The organism is Aedoeadaptatus coli, from assembly GCF_900343085.1.
Classification (GTDB): domain Bacteria; phylum Bacillota; class Clostridia; order Tissierellales; family Peptoniphilaceae; genus Aedoeadaptatus; species Aedoeadaptatus coli.
In genome coordinates this window covers 1-17,736 of the sequence record NZ_OPYI01000002.1, presented here as the reverse complement: position 1 = coordinate 17,736, position 17,736 = coordinate 1, and the positions used below count along the sequence as shown (strand labels likewise).

The 17,736-nt window shown below is 51.1% G+C and carries 22 protein-coding genes; all 22 read left to right on the top strand.

The window, feature by feature from the left end; translation table 11 throughout:
* Positions 1–17 precede the first annotated feature (17 nt).
* A complete protein-coding gene (locus tag DG046_RS01235) occupies positions 18–473 on the top strand; it encodes a Fur family transcriptional regulator (RefSeq protein WP_108830782.1) in 456 nt (151 codons plus the stop codon).
* Entirely contained in the window at positions 463–2,133 is a 1,671-nt protein-coding gene (locus tag DG046_RS01230; protein WP_108830781.1) for a ribonuclease J, read from the top strand. The genes DG046_RS01235 and DG046_RS01230 overlap by 11 nt, the downstream gene beginning before the upstream one ends.
* Before the next feature lie 26 nt (positions 2,134–2,159).
* Positions 2,160–2,804: an O-methyltransferase gene (locus DG046_RS01225; protein ID WP_108830780.1), complete on the top strand. Its 645-nt coding sequence runs from the start codon at positions 2,160–2,162 to the stop codon at positions 2,802–2,804.
* Positions 2,797–4,020 (top strand): peptidase U32 family protein, encoded by a 1,224-nt coding sequence (locus DG046_RS01220; RefSeq protein ID WP_108830779.1) that lies wholly within the window; start codon positions 2,797–2,799, stop codon positions 4,018–4,020. The genes DG046_RS01225 and DG046_RS01220 overlap by 8 nt, the downstream gene beginning before the upstream one ends.
* Positions 4,017–4,646: a uridine kinase gene (gene udk / locus DG046_RS01215; RefSeq protein ID WP_108830778.1), complete on the top strand. Its 630-nt coding sequence runs from the start codon at positions 4,017–4,019 to the stop codon at positions 4,644–4,646. Before DG046_RS01220 ends, udk begins: the two co-directional genes overlap by 4 nt.
* A 103-nt stretch (positions 4,647–4,749) precedes the next feature.
* Positions 4,750–5,307 (top strand): translation initiation factor IF-3, encoded by a 558-nt coding sequence (infC, locus tag DG046_RS01210; protein WP_234411437.1) that lies wholly within the window; start codon positions 4,750–4,752, stop codon positions 5,305–5,307.
* Between the two features lie 10 nt (positions 5,308–5,317).
* The gene (gene rpmI, locus DG046_RS01205) at positions 5,318–5,509 is read left to right on the top strand and encodes a 50S ribosomal protein L35 (RefSeq protein ID WP_108830776.1); all 192 of its coding nucleotides are present in this window, start codon (positions 5,318–5,320) and stop codon (positions 5,507–5,509) included.
* Between the two features lie 15 nt (positions 5,510–5,524).
* Positions 5,525–5,875, top strand: coding sequence for a 50S ribosomal protein L20 (gene rplT, locus DG046_RS01200; protein ID WP_108830775.1), 351 nt, complete (start codon positions 5,525–5,527; stop codon positions 5,873–5,875).
* 57 nt (positions 5,876–5,932) lie between these two features.
* Complete coding sequence (locus tag DG046_RS01195) at positions 5,933–7,282, top strand: TrkH family potassium uptake protein (protein ID WP_234411436.1); 1,350 nt, start codon at positions 5,933–5,935, stop codon at positions 7,280–7,282.
* 9 nt (positions 7,283–7,291) lie between these two features.
* Entirely contained in the window at positions 7,292–7,942 is a 651-nt protein-coding gene (locus tag DG046_RS01190; RefSeq protein WP_108830774.1) for a potassium channel family protein, read from the top strand.
* A gap of 4 nt (positions 7,943–7,946) precedes the next feature.
* Positions 7,947–8,708: a TrmH family RNA methyltransferase gene (locus DG046_RS01185; RefSeq protein WP_159082014.1), complete on the top strand. Its 762-nt coding sequence runs from the start codon at positions 7,947–7,949 to the stop codon at positions 8,706–8,708.
* Positions 8,705–10,021, top strand: coding sequence for a histidine--tRNA ligase (hisS, locus tag DG046_RS01180; RefSeq protein ID WP_108830772.1), 1,317 nt, complete (start codon positions 8,705–8,707; stop codon positions 10,019–10,021). The genes DG046_RS01185 and hisS overlap by 4 nt, the downstream gene beginning before the upstream one ends.
* 247 nt (positions 10,022–10,268) lie before the next feature.
* Positions 10,269–12,173, top strand: a complete 1,905-nt coding sequence (thrS, locus tag DG046_RS01175; RefSeq protein ID WP_108830771.1) for a threonine--tRNA ligase — start codon at positions 10,269–10,271, stop codon at positions 12,171–12,173.
* Positions 12,166–12,699: an SGNH/GDSL hydrolase family protein gene (locus DG046_RS01170; protein ID WP_108830770.1), complete on the top strand. Its 534-nt coding sequence runs from the start codon at positions 12,166–12,168 to the stop codon at positions 12,697–12,699. The genes thrS and DG046_RS01170 overlap by 8 nt, the downstream gene beginning before the upstream one ends.
* A gap of 105 nt (positions 12,700–12,804) precedes the next feature.
* Positions 12,805–14,211 carry a hypothetical protein gene (locus DG046_RS09590; protein ID WP_159082013.1) on the top strand — a complete coding sequence of 469 codons (1,407 nt, stop codon included), beginning with the start codon at positions 12,805–12,807 and terminating at the stop codon, positions 14,209–14,211.
* Positions 14,201–14,644, top strand: a complete 444-nt coding sequence (locus DG046_RS01160) for a prepilin-type N-terminal cleavage/methylation domain-containing protein (protein WP_108830769.1) — start codon at positions 14,201–14,203, stop codon at positions 14,642–14,644. The genes DG046_RS09590 and DG046_RS01160 overlap by 11 nt, the downstream gene beginning before the upstream one ends.
* A complete protein-coding gene (locus tag DG046_RS01155) occupies positions 14,631–14,948 on the top strand; it encodes a PulJ/GspJ family protein (RefSeq protein WP_159082012.1) in 318 nt (105 codons plus the stop codon). The genes DG046_RS01160 and DG046_RS01155 overlap by 14 nt, the downstream gene beginning before the upstream one ends.
* Positions 14,884–15,405, top strand: a complete 522-nt coding sequence (locus tag DG046_RS01150; RefSeq protein ID WP_108830767.1) for a prepilin-type N-terminal cleavage/methylation domain-containing protein — start codon at positions 14,884–14,886, stop codon at positions 15,403–15,405. Before DG046_RS01155 ends, DG046_RS01150 begins: the two co-directional genes overlap by 65 nt.
* Complete coding sequence (locus DG046_RS01145; RefSeq protein WP_108830766.1) at positions 15,398–16,300, top strand: hypothetical protein; 903 nt, start codon at positions 15,398–15,400, stop codon at positions 16,298–16,300. Before DG046_RS01150 ends, DG046_RS01145 begins: the two co-directional genes overlap by 8 nt.
* Before the next feature lie 74 nt (positions 16,301–16,374).
* Positions 16,375–16,932: an elongation factor P gene (gene efp / locus DG046_RS01140; RefSeq protein WP_108830765.1), complete on the top strand. Its 558-nt coding sequence runs from the start codon at positions 16,375–16,377 to the stop codon at positions 16,930–16,932.
* Between the two features lie 14 nt (positions 16,933–16,946).
* A complete protein-coding gene (locus tag DG046_RS01135) occupies positions 16,947–17,282 on the top strand; it encodes a CD1247 N-terminal domain-containing protein (RefSeq protein WP_108830764.1) in 336 nt (111 codons plus the stop codon).
* A 108-nt stretch (positions 17,283–17,390) separates the two neighbouring features.
* Positions 17,391–17,736 (top strand): transposase family protein (locus tag DG046_RS01130; RefSeq protein ID WP_199909558.1); only part of this gene is annotated, 346 nt, incomplete at its 3' end.

Below are 17,736 nucleotides of genomic sequence, written 5' to 3'. Positions count from 1 at the left end.
AATATAGGTGGTATCCCATGGACAATACATTTAAAGAGTTTTTGCAAGAAAAAGGCTATAAGTTTACCAAACAGCGTCAGGTAGTTATGGAAGTTTTTGCCGAAAGAGAAGGCGAACACATGACGACAGAAGAGGTGTTTCATTACGCCGGCAAGAAAATGCCCGAAATCGGTATCGCCACCGTTTATCGCGCCGTGAGCCTCTTGGAATCCATCGGCTTTTTAACGGCACTTACCTTCGAAGACGGCACGACGCGCTACGAACGTCGCCTCGAAGACGAAAAGCATAAGCACCACCACTTGGTCTGTAATGTCTGCCACGAAATTACGGAAGTCAATGTGGATTTACTGGACGATTTAGAAGAAGAAATAGAAAAAACCGTGCACTTTCACATTACCGATCATAATTTAAAATTCTACGGCATTTGTGACAAGTGCAGTCGCAAAAAAGAAGGAGAAGCCAATGAAGTATAAAGAGAAGCTTCGCATCATTCCCTTAGGCGGGATGCGCGAAGTGGGAAAGAACATGACCGTCATCGAATACAAGGACGAGATTATCGTCGTCGATTGCGGCATGACCTTTCCCGAAGAAGATATGCCGGGCATCGACATCGTCATCCCGGATATTCAGTATTTAATTAAGAACAAGCAAAAAATCAAGGGCATCGTCATCACCCACGGCCACGAAGACCATATTGGCGCCGTGCCCTATGTGTTGAAACAGATCAATGTGCCCGTGTACGGAACCAAATTGACTTTGGCCCTGTTGGAAAACAAATTAAAGGAACACCGCCTCCTGCGCTCCACGAAAATGGTGAACGTGAGCTACAAGCAGCCGGTAAAAATCGGCAAGTTCTTTGAAGTGGAATGGGTGCAAGTGAACCACTCCATTCCCGATGCGGCGGCTCTTGCCATTACCACGCCTCTGGGTGTGTTGGTTCACTCCGGAGACTTTAAAGTGGACTTTACGCCGATATCCGGCGATCCCATCGACTTAAATCGCCTGGCCGAAATCGGCAACCGCGGCGTCCTGGCCCTGTTCAGCGAATCCACCAATGTGCTTCGGGAAGGATTTTCCATGAGCGAGCGCAAGGTCGGCGCCACCTTTGACCGCCTCTTCGCCCTTATGCGCAACAACCGAATTATTATCGCCACCTTCGCTTCCAATGTGTATCGGATCCAACAGATCATTACGGCGGCGGAACGCTACAATCGGAAAGTGGTCTTAAGCGGCCGAAGCATGTTGAATGTCATGGGCATTGCGGAAAATTTAGGCTATTTAAAAGTGAAGCCCAACACCATCGTAGACATTAAGGACATGAACAAATACAATCCCCGCCAATTGGTTTTAATTACCACGGGGAGCCAAGGCGAGCCCATGAGCGCCATGACCCGGATTTCCACCGGCGAGCACAAGCGCATTCAGCTCACCAAAGATGACGTGATTATTCTCTCCGCCCATCCGATTCCCGGAAACGAAAGCGCGGTGAACACGGTCATCAATCGCCTGCTGGACAAGGGCGTGCGCGTCATCTACGAATCCTTGTCGGAAATCCACGTCTCCGGCCACGCCTATCAGGAAGAGCACAAGCTCCTTTTGAATCTCTTGAAGCCCAAATTCTTTATCCCGATTCACGGGGAAGTCAAGCACTTATTGAAGCACGCGGAAGTGGCGCAAAAGATGGGCGTTCCAAAGAACAATATTTTCATGATGGACAACGGCAACTGCCTGGAAATGACCAAGACCGAGGCTCGTCGCGTGAAAGATGTGGAAGCGGGACAAGTGTTGATCGACGGCTTGGGCATCGGCGATGTGGGAAACATCGTGCTTCGGGACAGAAAACACCTGGCCGAAGACGGCTTGATCATTGCCATTATCGCCATGAACAAAAAAACCGGCCAAATGGTTTCCGGTCCGGACATTATTTCCAGAGGCTTCGTCTACGTTCGCGAATCCACGGATTTGATGAACGAAGTGCGTGACATGGTGACGAAATCTGTGGAGAATTGCAAGCGTCAAAACATCAAGGATTGGTCTTCGATTAAATCGCAAATTCGCGACGATTTAAGAAACTTCATCTTCAAGAAGACGCGAAGAAATCCCATGATCCTGCCCATCATTATGGATGTATAATAGCCGGTTTAACCGGCTTTTTTCTCATGCATGTAACAGAACCGTTTATCGAAGACTATTTGGCGCAGCTCTTTCCCGAGCCCGCCGGTTATTTGAAGGATTTGCGCGCCTTCGCCGAAGCCGAGGGCGTGCCCATTATCGACGCGCAGGTGGAAAACTTTTTGAATTTCTTTCTGCCGCTTCTGGGAGCGAAAAGCATTTTGGAACTGGGGACGGCGGTGGGCTATTCCGCCTCCATGATGGCTCGGGCACTGCCCGATGCGGAAATTACCACGGTGGAGCTGGATCCCGACCGGGCCGTGAATGCCCGCACCCATTTTCAAAATCAAAATTTGGAAGACAGGATTCACCTCATCGTCGCAGACGCCGCAGAATTTATTCAAAAGGACGAGGGCAGCTACGATTTTATATTTATCGACGCGGCCAAGGGGCAATACGAAATCTACCTGAGAGAAAGTTTGCGCAGACTGGCCCCCGGGGGCGTCATCCTCATGGACAATGTGCTTTTTCACGGCATGCTCGCGTCAAAGAAATTATTTAAGCGCCGAAAAATCACCATCGTGAAAAGGCTGAAACGCCTCTTGTACCGGGTGCTCCGTGCGGATAACTTATCGGCCACGGTGTTGCCCGTCGGCGACGGATTGTTGTTAATAAGGAGATTGGATGGATAAGATAGAACTTTTGGCACCGGCAGGGGATTTGGAGAAATTAAAAACCGCCATCGACTACGGAGCCGATGCGGTCTACTTAGGGGGAGAAGCCTTCGGCCTGAGAAAGGCGTCGAAGAACTTTTCCGTTGAAAAAATTAAAGAAGGCGTCGAATATGCCCACGCCCGAGGAAAAAAAGTCCACGTGACCTTAAATATTATTCCCCACGACAAGGATTTCGACGGGCTGGACGACTACCTCGCCGAATTGGAAGAAGCGGGAGTGGACGCGGTAATCGTCGCCGATCCCGGCATCTTTATGCGAGCGAAAAAGGCGTCGAAACTTCCCATTCACATGAGCACCCAGGGGAGCTTGACCAATAGCGAAACCGTGCGCTTTTGGCGAGACTTGGGCGCCGAGCGGGTGGTGCTCGCCAGGGAACTTACCTTGGAGGAGATCCGCGCCATTGAAAAAGACGTGGAAGGCGTGGAAATCGAAACTTTCGTCCACGGCGCCATGTGCATGAGTTACAGCGGCCGCTGCCTCATGAGCAATTACATGACGGGGCGCGACGCCAATCAGGGAGACTGCGCTCAGCCCTGTCGCTATAAATACCATCTCGTGGAAGAGAACCGTCCGGGCGAGTACTTCCCCGTCGAATCCACGGAAGAGGGGAGCTTTATTTTAAACTCCAAGGACCTCTGCATGATCGAGCACATCGACGAATTGATTGAGGCGGGGATTCGGTCCCTCAAGATCGAAGGGCGGGTGAAGAGCGCCTATTACCTGGCCACGGTGATTCGGGCCTATCGCATGGCCATTGACGCCTACTACGCCGATCCGAAAAACTATCGCTACGATCCCCGTTGGCTCGAAGAGATAAAAAAAGTATCCCACCGGGACTTCACCACGGGCTTTTACTATTCCGAAGCCAAAGGCCCCGAGGGCATCAGCGATTCCGTGACTTATATCAAAGATTACGACTTCGTCGGCGTCGTCTTGGACTACGATCCCGAGACGAAGCGGGCCACCATCGAGCAGCGGAACCGAATTTTCTGCGGCGACGAAGTGGAAGTCTTCGGCCCGGGAAAAGATTTCTTCACGTGGACCATCGACGACATGGTCGACGAGGAAGGCGCGCCCATGGAGGTGGCCAATAAGGCGCGGCAGGTATTTACCGCCATCGTACCTCAAGCGGTGGAAGCGAAGGATATGATTCGAAAGAAGGTGCAGGATTGAAACCAATCTTAATCGGCATTTGCGGCGGATCGGGAAGCGGCAAGAGCACCGTCACCGAGCAGCTCTTGAAAAACACCGGCGACGCCCGCTGCACGGTGATCCGTCAGGACAATTACTACAAGGATCAAAGCCATTTGTCTCTCGAAGAGCGTGTGAAAACCAATTACGACCATCCCTTTGCCTTTGACAACGATCTGTTCATCGAGCATTTGATCGCCTTAAAGGCGGGGAAAAGCGTGGATATGCCGGAGTACGATTTCTCCGTGCACAATCGCAAAATAGAGACGATCCGCCTGGAGCCCAAGGACATTATCTTAATCGAAGGGATCTTGCTTTTCTCCGAGCCTCGGGTTCTGGATCTCTTGGACATGAAGATTTTCGTGGACACGGACAGCGACGTGCGCATCCTTCGTCGAATCAAGCGGGACATGAAGGAACGGGCGCGCAGCTTGGATTCGGTCATCGATCAGTACATGGCCACGGTGCGGCCGGCCCATTTGCAATTTGTGGAGCCGTCGAAGCGCTACGCCGACATCATCGTCCCGGAAGGGGGCCACAACAAAGTGGCGGTGGATTTAATCCAAACGAAACTGAATCATATCCTGGCCGAAATAGAAAAAGCTTGACATGCGCCCGGGAATTTGATACACTATTCGGGCATGAAGAAGAAGTCCGCTTCTCACCTTACGACTACGTTTTAAGGTTATGTTCCAGTTTTATGGCGGGTCTTTGTGTGCCCGCTTTTTTTGTTGCCTATGGAGGTGTTTAGTCATTAAAGAAATTCAAATCAATGGAGAAATTCGCGCGAAAGAAGTGCGCTTAATTGATCCCGAAGGTGAACAGTTAGGTATTGTATCCATTGAAAAAGCAAGAGCTATTGCTGACGAATTTAAATTGGATCTCGTCAATATTGCGCCGAAGGCGAAGCCGCCGGTCTGCCGCGTTCTTGACTACGGAAAATATCGCTACGATATGATGAAGAAGGAAAAGGAAGCGAAGAAGAAACAAAAGACGATTACGGTAAAAGAACTCCGCTTGACGCCGAAAATCGAGACCCATGATTTAAACACGAAGGCCAATAAAGCCAAGGATTTCTTGAAAGACGGAAACCGCTTAAAGGTCGCCGTCCGCTTCCGCGGAAGAGAAATGGGTCACACCGAAATCGGCCGCGAAGTCTTGGATGAATTTACGGAACTTGTCTCGGAATACGGGGAAGTAGACAAAAAACCGAAGATGGAAGGCAGAAATATGGTTATGTTTTTCCGCTCGAAATCGGAGAATAAGTAGGAGGAATACAATGGGTAAAATGAAAACGCATAGAGGTTCCGCCAAGCGTTTCACCAGAACGGGAACCGGCAAATTGAGAAGATTCAAAGCTTACAAAGGCCACTTAACGGGCAAAAAGACAGCAAAGAGAACGCGGAATCTGCGTAAAGGATCGTTGGTTTCCAAGTCCGATGCTCGCCGCATCGACAACATGATTCCGTAATCGGGGAGGTAAGACATGGCTAGAGTAAAAAGAGGCGTCAACGCAAAGCGTCGTCATAAAAAAGTATTAAAACAAGCAAAGGGCTACTTCGGAGCAAAATCGAAATTATACCGCGTAGCAAACCAAGCGGTTATGCGCTCCATGAGCTACTCCTTTGCAGGCAGAAAGCAAAGAAAGAGAGATTTCCGTAAACTTTGGATTACGAGAATCAATGCCGCCGCACGTTTGAACGGCATGAGCTACAGCCGCTTTATCAGTGGATTAAAAAAGGCCAATGTAGACATTAACCGCAAGGTTCTTTCCGAATTGGCAATTCACGACCCGGATGCATTTGCACAACTCGTTCAAGTAGCTAAGGGAGAATAAGCGCTACACCCCATGGGGACACTCCCTGTGGGGTGTATTTTATTTTAGGAGCAGAGCGTGAAATTACCGAATCGTCTTCAGAAAAAAATTTCTCATAACCCGCCCTTTGTCCTGGCAATTTCCTTTTTGGTTTTAATTTCAATCGGAACATTGCTTTTGATGCTTCCTCAAGCCTCGGCCGATCACACATCGGCAGGCTTTGTCGATGCACTGTTCACCGCCACCTCGGCCTCTTGCGTCACCGGACTCATCGTGCGCAACACGGCAGCCGGCTGGACCGTCTTCGGGAAATGCATTATTATCGGCTTAATTCAAATCGGCGGCCTGGGCACCATGACCATGCTCATGTGGATTTCGATTTTTACCGGTCAGCGTATTTCCTTAACGGGGCGATTGTATATCAGAGAGCAGCTCAATGCCGACAGCTTAACGGGCCTGGTGCGCCTGTTGAAATTCGCCACCCTCCTGACTTTGGCCATCGAAGGGGTGGGAGCGCTCGTGATGTCGTTTCATCTCGTGCCTCTTTACGGCGTGAAAAAAGGCATCGCATTTTCTCTGTTTCACTCCGTGAGCGCCTTTTGTAACGCCGGCTTCGACCTGTTCGGCGACTCCCTCGTGCCTTTTCAGGGCGACTTTTTGATCACATTAACCATCGCCGCCTTGATCATTTTAGGGGGATTGGGCTTCGTTGTCTACTCGGATCTGTGGCGGTACAGAACGCGCCGCCGCCTGAGTCCCCATACGAAGTTGGTCTTCGTCACCACCGCCGCCCTGTTGATCGCAGGCACCGTCATGGTCTCCGTCTTCGAGTGGAACAATCCCCTCACCTTGGCGCCCATGCCTCTGTCTGAAAAGCTTTTGGCATCTTTCTTTCAGTCCACCACCTTTCGGACGGCGGGATTTAATTCCCTGGACATGGGAAGCATTACCGATCCTACGGCCTTCGGCAGCTGCCTCTTAATGTTTATCGGCGGCTCCCCGGGCTCCACGGCCGGCGGTTTAAAGACCACCACCTTCGCCATCGTCTTGGCGGCCACCTGGGCCAGCCTCCGCGGCAGCGACGACACGGAAATGTTTCATCGCCGCGTGGGAAAAGACATCGTGCGAAAGGCCTACTCCCTCTTTGTCATCGGGGTGGCCTTGGTCTTTGCCGTGTCCGCCGCCGTGGTCATGTTTGAAGGGGGAAATATAAAGTTTTTGGACGCCTTATTCGAAACTTTTTCCGCCTTCGGCACCGTCGGTGTCACGCGGGGCATTACACAGATGCTTAGAAATTCATCAAAATTAATTTTGGCATTTACCATGTATTTGGGACGAATCGGCCCGACGACTTTCGCCATGGGGCTGTTTCACAGAGAACACAAGCGCAAATTCCGCTATGCGGAAGGAAAATTTATCGTGGGATAGGAGAGAACCATGGTTAAAAGTTTTATCGTCTTCGGCCTCGGTCGCCTCGGATCGACGGTGGCAAAGACCTTATATAATATGCACAACGACGTCTTGGCGGTGGACATGAATCCCGAGCGGGTGAAGTACGTGTCGGAAAATGTCACCACGGCCATTGAGGCCGATCTCATGGACGAAGATGTCTTCGACGATCTGGGCCTGAGCAATTTCGATTGCGCCGTCATCGCCATCGGAAGCAGTTTGGATTCCGCCATTATGGCCACCATCGCCTGCGTGGAAGCGGGGGTTCCTTTGATCGTCGCCAAGGCGCCGACGAAGCGCTACGGCCATATCTTAAAGCGCCTCGGCGCCCACACGATTATTTATCCGGAAATCGACATGGGCATGCGCCTGGCGAAACAATTGACGGACAACGGGATTACCGATTACTTTGAATTGTCCGACGACTACGGCATCGTGGAATACGAAGTGGCGGAAGATTGGATCGGAAAGAGCATTCGCGAACTCCAGCTGCGCAGCGAATTTAATGTCAATGTCATTGCCATTCGCCGGGGCAAGGACCTGATCGTGCGCCACGTCGCCGAAGAAGTGCTGAATCGAAACGACATTATTATTTTCTTCGGCAGCGACGACGATTTGAAACAAATGAAAAATGCGTGAGTCGATGAAAACCATTAATTCGAAAGACAACAGCCGCTTTAAGTCGTGGAAAAAGCTGAAGGACAAAAAATACCGAAAAGCATCGGGCACCCTATTGGTGGAAGGCGCCGTGGTCATCGAGGAGGTCATGGCCGAAGGCTATGTGATGGAGCTGATCGTCGATAAAGAAAAAGTCGAGCAGCACCGATCTTTGATTGAAAAGGCAGAGGTAGAAGTGACCCTTTTGGACCACCGCCTCTTTAACGAATTGGTGTCCACGGAAACGGACCAGGGCATCATCGCCCTGTGCCGCAGTTTTCTCGTGGATGCCGAAAGCCTTCCCGAATGCGGCCGCTTTCTCTACGCCGACGGCGTGCAGGATCCGGGGAATTTAGGAGGCATGATCCGCTCCGCCGAAGCCTTTCACTTCGACGGGGTGCTCATCGGGCCGGGCACGGTGGATCCCACCAACGACAAGTGCATCCGCGCCTCCATGGCCTCGGCCTTTCGCCTGCCCGTGGCCTATGTCACAGACCAAGAACTCCTCGCCTATAAAGAGCGGGCCCTCTTTGCGGCCCTGGACATTCGCGGCGAGGGCATGGCCGTGGAAGGGGAGAACGAAAACATCGTATTGATCGTGGGAAACGAGGCCCGAGGCATTCGGGAAGATCTGCTTGAGAAAGTGGATCTGCGCCTTCGAATCCCCATGAAAGAAACCATCGATTCACTAAACGCCAACGTGGCCGCATCCATCGCCATGTTTGTCATAGAAGGAGGAGGAAAATGAGTCAGATTGTACAACCGTCCACATTGCCGGGCTTTATGGAACTTCTGCCGAAAGATCAATTGGTCTTTAATCGGATGAAGGACATTATTCGGAAAAATTACGAAGAGAAGGGATTTTTGCCCATCGACACGCCGGTTTTGGAAAAAGAGGAGGTCCTCTTGGCCAAAGGCGGCGGCGAAACGGAAAAGCAAGTCTATGCCTTTAAAAAAGGCTCTACGGACATCGCCATGCGCTTCGACCTCACCGTGCCCTTGGCGCGCTACGTGGCCCAACATTACAGCGATTTAAGCTTCCCCTTCCGCCGCTACCACATCGGCAAAGTCTATCGGGGCGAGCGGGCGCAAAAGGGCCGCTTCCGTGAATTCTACCAATGTGATATCGACATTATCGGAAACGGATCGTTGTCTCTATATAACGACGGCGAGATCCCTTCGATTATCGCCAAAACTTTCCAAGACCTGGGCTTCGAAGCCTTTACCATTCACATGAACAATCGCCGCATTTTAAACGGCTTTTATCGGGCCCTGGGCATCAACGATTCCCAAGAAGTGCTTCGCATCGTAGATAAGGTCGATAAGATCGGCGTGGATTCGGTGAAGGAAGAGCTTTCAAAAATCGGCCTTGCAGATGACGCCGTGGAAAAAATCGCCGAGTTTATTGCTATCTCCGGCACCACCGACGAAGTATTCGCCGCCCTCGACGCCATGGCCATCGAGGACGAGGAATTTAAAACCGGCGTCAGCGAGCTGAAGGGAGTCTTCTCCATCGCCCGCACATTAGGCGTGTCGGACAAACACATGATTCCCGACATGAAAATCGCCCGCGGCCTGGACTACTACACCGGCACCGTCTACGAAACCATTTTAGACGATTACCCGGCCATCGGCTCCGTGTGTAGCGGAGGTCGCTACGACAATCTGGCCGGCCACTACACGAAGCAAAAGCTCCCCGGCGTGGGCATTTCCATCGGCCTCTCCCGCCTCTATTACCAATTAAACGAAGCGGGCCTCTTAAAAAGCTACGACGACGCGGCGTCGGAGTGCCTGATCATTCCCTTCGACGAGACGAAGGAAGAAGGCCTGCGCCTGTTAAAGACTTTGAGAGACGAAGGAATTCGCTGCATCTTCTACGGCGAATCGGGAAAAATCGGCAAGAAATTTAAATACGCCGATCACCTGAACGTGGCCTATGCCATCGTCCTCGGCCGTGAGGAAGTGGAAAACAATATGCCCAAGCTTCGCAACATGAAAACCGGGGAAGAGAAAGCCATGGCCCCGGAAGAAATTGTAAATTTTTTAAAGAATGAGGCATAAAGAAGAAACACAGTTGCAAAAGCAACAGGGATCTGCTATACTTCTTACCATGAATGAAGGGACGAGTACACAAAGCCTTAGCGAAAGAGGACGGTGAAAGCTCTTAATTTTGTGGAAAACCAACCCCGACGTCTGCCTTAATCGGCAGCGCTTAACAGGCGTTACATGTTTTGAGAAGTAATGAAGGTGGAACCACGGTACCGATCGTCCTTTTGGGGACGGTCGGTTTTTTTAATTGAGGTGAATGATGTTTAAAGTAAGTTATCCCGACGGAAGTTCAAAAGAATATGAATCGAAAAAATCGGTGAAAGAATTAATCGCCGACATTTCCGAAGGCTTGGAACGAGCCAGCGTCGGCTGTGTTTACAACGGCGTGATTTTAGGCAAACACGATTTTATCGACGAAGACGGCACCATCAAAGTCGTTAAATTCGAAGACGAAGAAGGCAAACAAATCTTCTGGCACTCCACGGCCCACTTAATGGCCTATGCCATCAAACGCCTGTGGCCCAACACGAAATTTGCCATCGGTCCTTCCATTGAAAACGGCTTCTACTACGATATCGACTTGGACGAACAATTAAGCACCGACGATTTGGAAAAGATCGAAAAGGAAATGAAGGCCATCGTCAAAGAAGGCCCGGTCTTTGAAAGAAAAGTTCTTTCCAAAGCCGAAGCGGAAGAACTCTTCAAGGACGAACCCTACAAGATCGAACTTATCGAAGATCTCCCCGCCGACGAAGAAATTTCCATCTACACCCTGGGCGACTACGTGGATTTGTGCCGCGGACCCCATTTGGAAAATGTAAAAGACATTAAGGCCGTGAAGCTGACCTCCATCGCCGGCGCTTACTGGCGCGGCGACGAAAAGAACAAGATGCTTCAACGGATCTACGGCATCTCCTTCCCGAAGAAGAAAGATCTCGACGAATACATGGAACGCCTGGAAGAAGCCAAGCGTCGCGACCACAGAAAGATCGGCCGCGAATTGGATCTGTTCAGCTTCCGCGACGAAGGCCCCGGCTTCCCCTTCTTCCATCCCAAGGGAATGCTCGTAAGAAACGAATTGGAACGCTTCTGGCGCGACCTGCAAATTGAACGGGGCTACGGCGAAATCAAGACGCCCATGATCTTAAACGAAGACTTGTGGCACCGCTCCGGTCACTGGGATCACTACCGCGATAATATGTACTTCACCAAAATCGACGGCGAAGACTACGCCATCAAACCCATGAACTGCCCGGGATCCATTTTGGTTTATGAACAATCCATGCACTCTTACAGAGACTTCCCCATTAAGCTCATGGAATTCGGTCAAGTGCACCGCCACGAACTTTCCGGCGCCCTCCACGGCCTGTTCAGAGTTCGTACCTTTACCCAAGACGATGCCCACGTGTTCATGCTTCCCTCGCAAATCCAAGAAGAAGTCATTAAGCTCATCGACTTGGCCGATGAACTTTACAATACCTTCGGCTTCGACTACACGGTGGAACTTTCCACGCGTCCCGAAGACAGCATGGGTACCGACGAACAATGGGATATGGCCATTGAAGCGCTGAAAAAAGCCTTGGACAGCAAGGAAATGGAATACGAAATCAACGAAGGCGACGGCGCATTCTACGGTCCGAAGATCGACTTCCACCTGCGCGATGCCATCGGTCGTACCTGGCAATGCGGAACCATTCAATTGGATTTCCAAATGCCCCAAAGCTTTGAATTGACCTATGTGGACGAAAAGGGCGAAAAACAACAACCCGTTATGAGTCACCGCGCCCTCATGGGCTCCATGGAACGCTTCTTCGGCATTTTAGTCGAACACTTTGCCGGTAAATTCCCCTTGTGGCTCGCACCGGTCCAAGTAAAAGTGCTTCCCATCAGTGAAAAATTCGAAGATTACGCCCTGAAAGTCACCAAAGAACTTTCCGATGCCGGCATCCGTGCCGAATACGACGAACGCAACGAAAAGATCGGCAAGAAGATCCGCGACGCACAAATGGAACGGGTCAACTACATGGTCATCGTCGGCGAAAAAGAAGCGGACAGCGGCAAGATCTCCGTTCGCGACCGCGACGGCAATGAACGCAGCGATGTTGAACTTGCCGATTTCTTAGGCGAATTAAAAGAAGAAATCGAAAGCAAGAAAATTGACTAAGATCTTCGCTTTTGGCGACTCTTATGTGGCGGGCTACGGCGTGGATTTCGATGAGTGCTGGGTCAGTCGATTGGAAAAGCTTTTGAACCGGCCCGTCGCCAATTTGGGCATGAACGGCGCTTGGATCACGGAGCTTTGTGACATGCCTCCTGTGCTAAATGAAGGAGACGTGCTCTTGGTTTTAGGCGGCGCCAACGATTTGTTGGGCGAAGGCACCGTGGATCAGGTCATAAAGGCCTACGAAAGCCTCGAAGCCTACGCCCGAAAACGAGGCGCCCGAGCCGTGATTATCGTGCCGCCGACGCCTGAAATCGTCGATGACGAGCTCTTTGTCGGCATGAGCATGATCGTGTCGCTCCAAGAGAAGATGAAGGAGCTGAACGAGAGAGCCTCCGGCCTTCATTTGGATTCGGTGATTCCGAACGATCCGGCCCTTTACATCGACGGCATCCATTTAATGCCCGAAGGCCACGAAATGATCGCCCGCGCCGTTCACGATTATGGAAAAGCCAATGCTATTTTTTAAAAGAAGAGCTTGCACCCGTTGCAGGCTCTTTTTTTGCGTTGATTTCACTGAAATTCCATCGACAGAGCTCCAGGCCTTTGATAGAATATTTGAAGAGGTGATGGTGTGAAACTTGATTTTTTATCTTCGCGCAAAGGGGATATTCCCGAACGAAACAGCGAGATGAAGCCTTATATTAAAAACACAATTAATCGAATAAAAGAAGGAAACTTTTCTAAAAAAGAACAGGCAGCTTTAGCGGCGGTGCTTATTTTTGCGGCATCGGGTACGGGCTACGGCGCCTTTATTCACGCGCCCAAGACGCAGCAGGACGCCCTTCGGGCGGCGTTAAACGCCACGCCGGCCGTGGCCCACGCCCAAGAAGGGGACGGAGCGGCCTTTGCCGACGAAAAGCCCACCTTAAAAGAAACGGAAGTGGAACAGGCCGTAGCCAACGACATCGCGTCGGATCCCAATGTGGAAATTACCAGCGAAGAAGTGGTGCCCGACGGTGAAAATTCCGGGCTCATGAACTTGGTCGTGGAGCACAGCGGCTCCACCGACGTGTTGAGTCAGTATTTGGAAACCCTGCAGGGCGTATCCTATAAGCTGAACATCGATTCCATCAGCTACAACAAAGATCCGTCGGATGTGGAGGCCACGTCCATTCGCCTGTCCATTCCCTACGACATCGTGGACAACAGCCTATCGTCGAAAACCTTCGACACGCCGGCGCCTGAGGCCACAGCGCCTGCCGCACCGGACACGACGGCGACCCCTGCAACGGGCACCGGCACGGCCACGGCGCCTTCGAGCTCATCTTCGAGCACATCCACGTGGCGCCCGGTCTACCCGTCTACGTCCCGCACGACCACGCCTGTCGCGCCGTCCACATCCCACACGACGACGCCCGTCGCGCCGCCCAGGACGGCACCGTCTACATCCCATACGACAACACCGAGCACAAAACCGGCAGAACAGCCGAAGCCTCAAGTGAAACCTCAATCGGAAACGCCGCCGAAGACGAAAGATACCGTCAACTTGGCGCCGGCCTTGACGACGTACTCGGCCTTCGATTGCTTCTTGTCGGCTTCCATGGATGAGGGCATGCCCGTGGTACTGGAGCCGCAGACGGACCGCAACGTGGACAAGGCCTATCAAATTCTCGACGTGAAATTCGATACGCCTATAAGGGCAGAGGGCCAAGTAGCGCCGAAGCGCGTCGTCATCATGGACACCGGCGGATTCTATCTGCCGAAAAACGGCCATGAATTCAGCATCGACGTATCCGACGGTGCGAAGACCGAAGGCATTTACAGTCTGATCTTGGCCGACGAGGAAGGAAACAGCAAGGAAGTTCTTCCCCTGCGCAAAGAGGATTTAGGCGACGGATTCTATCGCATTTTCTTCCCCTTAAACGGCATGGACGGCTCGATTCGCGTTAATCAACTTCGCTACACCTTTACGGATCAAGGCGCTGTAAGCGAAGTGATGGCCATTCGAAACATTCAAATCCTATCGAATGAAAACTAAATTAAAAGCCATGACCCTTGTGGAACTGATTTGTGTCATCGCCATTGTGGCGGTCCTCATCACCATCGGCGTCATGGGAATGAAAGGCGTTCGGCGATTTAAAGCTGAACGCCAAATTCATACCATCACAGGGGAGCTCAGCGACTTGAGAAAGCGCGCCATGATTACGCGGGCTCATACGAATATGATTTTTGAAAACGACCGATACATGATTCAATATGATGAAATTGAAAAGACCGTGCCCTACGAAGACGAGCTGATCTTCGTCGAATCCAATACGGCGCAAGGCGGGAATAGTATTTCATTCAGTCCGTCGGGCAGGCCGTCCAACAGCGGCACGATCACCTTTCGCGTCGGGAAAACGGCCTTTAACGTCATCGTGGCGCCGGTGAATGGACGCATTCGAATGGAGAGAGCCGATGAAGAAAGCTAGCTTCACTTTGCTTGAAGTCATGGTGGCCGCTGCCATTATCGCCCTGGTTACCGTCATGCTCAGCGCCTTTTTGGGAGGCAGCTTCAAGCAATTAAACGAACAAAATACGAAGCGGGACAGGCTCAATCGAAGCGTCAATACCATGGAATCTTACATGGCCTACGAAGACAAGGCGGAGCCGGGAATACACGTCGTCGTCACGAGCTACGACGATCAATTGGAGAAAGTGGAGGTGTTTGATGAAAAGACGGGGAAAAGCCTCTTGGTGTCCCTCCGACCGAAAAAAAGCCTTTACACTCCTTGAACTTCTGTTGGCCATGGCCATCGGCGCCGTACTCATCGCTTTACTTAGCCAAATTTTATTCAGCGGACTGAACGGCGCCGCCGCCTTCGCCGGCCGCATCAATCGCGAAAACGACGTAAGCTTCGCTTTAAACAGCATGGTGGATGAGCTTCTTGGGGCCGACAGCATCTATCGAATCGGAGAGAATTACGTTCAATTTTACGTTCGCGAGCCGGGAGAAGAGGGGCACAAAGTGGTGAGCTATATCTTTGAAGGCGACAAATTGTCTCGCTTCGCCGATCACAGCCACATCAAGTATCCCATCAACCGTTTGAACGTAAAACAAGGCACACAAACCGTCATACTGAGGCATGTGGACGGGCTCAGCTTTGAGAAAAAAGACGCTTACCTCGTGATCCGCCTTAAATGCGGTGGTGAATCGAAGCGCGTCGTCGCCTTGAGGGGGTCTTATGAGTAGGCGGCGCGGCGCCATCGCCCTCATGGCCGTCTTTATCTTTGCTGTGATCAGCCTCCTGTCATTGGTGATTTTTTCCCGCATCGAAGACAATCTGCTTTTGCTCGGCGCGGAAAAAGACGAAAAGCAGGCCTCCTATTACGCCGAGTCCCTAGCGTATCTGGCCAACGAAGGCGTCAGTAAAAAAATGATCACCGACGTCATTCAATTAGGCGGAAGTTACCGTCTTGCGGCCGTTTCCATGGACGATGTGTCAGATGAACATCCCCGCCTGTCCTACGTAGCAGAAAAGGGAAGCTATACCGCCGTTAAACTGGAGACTTCCTGCAAATATAAGGGCATCGGCGCCAAGGCGTGCCTGCGTTTCGACGGCGTGAATCCCCTTTTTATCCAAGAAGACGGCGTGCTCAGCGTGGAAGAAATGAAAAATGCCGGCGTTTACGGGGCTTGGCAGTCTATGCTTGCCGAGAGCTTTGCAAAGCCGCCTGAAGCGGGCATTCGTTCCGTCATCACACAGGAGACGCTTCATTTGAGGCAAAAAGACGGAAAACTTGTGCAGGTTACGGAAGAAAATCAGGAAATTCCCTTTCTCGAGAACACGGAAAAGCTTCGTTGGGAAATAGAAAGCGCCGTGGAAACGGAAAACCCCCTGGATGTGAGCGGCGTTCTTTGGCTGAAAAAAGGATCCTTCCTGAAGGGGGACGTCCACGTCAAAGGCGTGTTGATTCGCGAGCCCGGGTCGGCCGTGAAAGGGCAAATGGTCGTGGACGGGCTTCTCATCGGCGAAAATACCGGGCCGATCCGCGTCAATTTTCAACCGCGCCCCGTGGAACAATCCTTTTATTTTTTCGACGACTTCATAAAGCCGAGTGGCTACCGCCTAAAAAAGCTTTACTAAGGCGGTGCCTCACATCTTGTGGGTTATTTTTCAATTTGATATAATAAATAGGCAGTACAATTAAGGAGGAAATTATGATCTCAGCTGGTGATTTTAGAAAAGGTGTAACTTTTGTAATGGACGGAGACGTCTACCAAGTCGTGGATTTTCAACACGTTAAACCGGGAAAAGGTGCGGCCTTCGTTCGTGCTAAAATTCGTTCGGTTTTAAACGGCGGCGCGAAGGAAACCACCTTCAACCCCTCGGAAAAGTTTGAAAGTGCCGTAATCGAAACCAAGCAAATGCAATACTTGTATTCCGATGGCGCGCTTTACTACTTTATGGACACCGAAACTTACGAACAAATGCCCATCGAAAAGGAATTCGTGGAAAACGCATTAAACTTTATGCGCGAAAACGACATGGCGACAATCCAAATCTATCAAGGCAAGCCTTTTAACGTCACCCCGGAAAACTTTGTCGAATTAGAAGTTACGGAAACCGAGCCCGGCGTAAAGGGCGACACCACTTCCGGCGCGACAAAACCCGCTACCGTTGAGACAGGTTTCACCCTACTTGTGCCCTTGTTTGTCGATCGGGGAGATATTATTCGCATAGACACACGTTCCGGCGAATATATGTCCAGAGTGTAGCCAAGGAGGCAACCATGAAAAACATTTTGCAACGCATCGCTTATGTTCAAGGTTTAGCAGATGGATTGGGACTGGAAGAATCGTCGAAAGAAGGCCAAATTCTATTGGAACTCGTCGACGTGGTCGCGGAATTGGCAGAAGTCGTCGATGAAAAATTCGAAGACATGGAAAGTTATGTCGACGTCGTAGAAGAAGACTTGGCCGAATTGGAAGACTATGTCTACGAAGACGACGATTTTGACGACTACGATGACTTTGATCTGGACGATTTCGACTTCTTCGAAACCTACCCGGAAACCGCCGAGGAAATGTTCGAAGATATCGAAGTATCCGAAGACGAAGCTGAATAAAAAATGAACCGCCTGCGGGCGGTTTCAGAGTGATGACAAAGGAGGGAGAATCATCCGATTCCCCCTCTTTTTTGGCTCTATAATATCCGTTGGGGAGTAACCTCCTCAATGGATATTTTTGTGCAAAAAGATAGCACTTGTTTTCCCTATCACCTAAAATTAAATCACCACAAAATAATAAAGGAGGGCAAACAAGTGCAAAACAATATTACCACATTACTTTTAGGAATCCAAGATGTCGAGGTCACCGGTGTTTTAGAAGAAAGACGCCTCATTACCATTGATTGCAAGCCCGTTCACGATCGGGTGTGTCCACACTGTGGCTCGTCCCACGCCTGGGTCCACGATCACCGGGAGCAAGTCCTTCGGGACGCACCGATGCGGCGCAAGCACGTGTTTCTTCGCGTCAAAAAGACACGCTATGATTGCAAGGATTGCGGCACGCGCTTTGAAG

What these genes read in the sequence shown, in the direction of transcription:
- DG046_RS01235 (WP_108830782.1), top strand. Translation starts at nt 18, where the DNA reads ATGGACAATACATTTAAAGAGTTTTTGCAAGAAAAAGGCTATAAGTTT.
- DG046_RS01230 (WP_108830781.1), top strand. Translation starts at nt 463, where the DNA reads ATGAAGTATAAAGAGAAGCTTCGCATCATTCCCTTAGGCGGGATGCGC.
- DG046_RS01225 (WP_108830780.1), top strand. Translation starts at nt 2,160, where the DNA reads ATGCATGTAACAGAACCGTTTATCGAAGACTATTTGGCGCAGCTCTTT.
- DG046_RS01220 (WP_108830779.1), top strand. Translation starts at nt 2,797, where the DNA reads ATGGATAAGATAGAACTTTTGGCACCGGCAGGGGATTTGGAGAAATTA.
- rpmI (WP_108830776.1), top strand. Translation starts at nt 5,318, where the DNA reads ATGGGTAAAATGAAAACGCATAGAGGTTCCGCCAAGCGTTTCACCAGA.
- rplT (WP_108830775.1), top strand. Translation starts at nt 5,525, where the DNA reads ATGGCTAGAGTAAAAAGAGGCGTCAACGCAAAGCGTCGTCATAAAAAA.
- DG046_RS01190 (WP_108830774.1), top strand. Translation starts at nt 7,292, where the DNA reads ATGGTTAAAAGTTTTATCGTCTTCGGCCTCGGTCGCCTCGGATCGACG.
- DG046_RS01185 (WP_159082014.1), top strand. Translation starts at nt 7,947, where the DNA reads ATGAAAACCATTAATTCGAAAGACAACAGCCGCTTTAAGTCGTGGAAA.
- hisS (WP_108830772.1), top strand. Translation starts at nt 8,705, where the DNA reads ATGAGTCAGATTGTACAACCGTCCACATTGCCGGGCTTTATGGAACTT.
- thrS (WP_108830771.1), top strand. Translation starts at nt 10,269, where the DNA reads ATGTTTAAAGTAAGTTATCCCGACGGAAGTTCAAAAGAATATGAATCG.
- DG046_RS01160 (WP_108830769.1), top strand. Translation starts at nt 14,201, where the DNA reads ATGAAAACTAAATTAAAAGCCATGACCCTTGTGGAACTGATTTGTGTC.
- DG046_RS01155 (WP_159082012.1), top strand. Translation starts at nt 14,631, where the DNA reads ATGAAGAAAGCTAGCTTCACTTTGCTTGAAGTCATGGTGGCCGCTGCC.
- DG046_RS01150 (WP_108830767.1), top strand. Translation starts at nt 14,884, where the DNA reads ATGAAAAGACGGGGAAAAGCCTCTTGGTGTCCCTCCGACCGAAAAAAA.
- DG046_RS01145 (WP_108830766.1), top strand. Translation starts at nt 15,398, where the DNA reads ATGAGTAGGCGGCGCGGCGCCATCGCCCTCATGGCCGTCTTTATCTTT.
- efp (WP_108830765.1), top strand. Translation starts at nt 16,375, where the DNA reads ATGATCTCAGCTGGTGATTTTAGAAAAGGTGTAACTTTTGTAATGGAC.
- DG046_RS01135 (WP_108830764.1), top strand. Translation starts at nt 16,947, where the DNA reads ATGAAAAACATTTTGCAACGCATCGCTTATGTTCAAGGTTTAGCAGAT.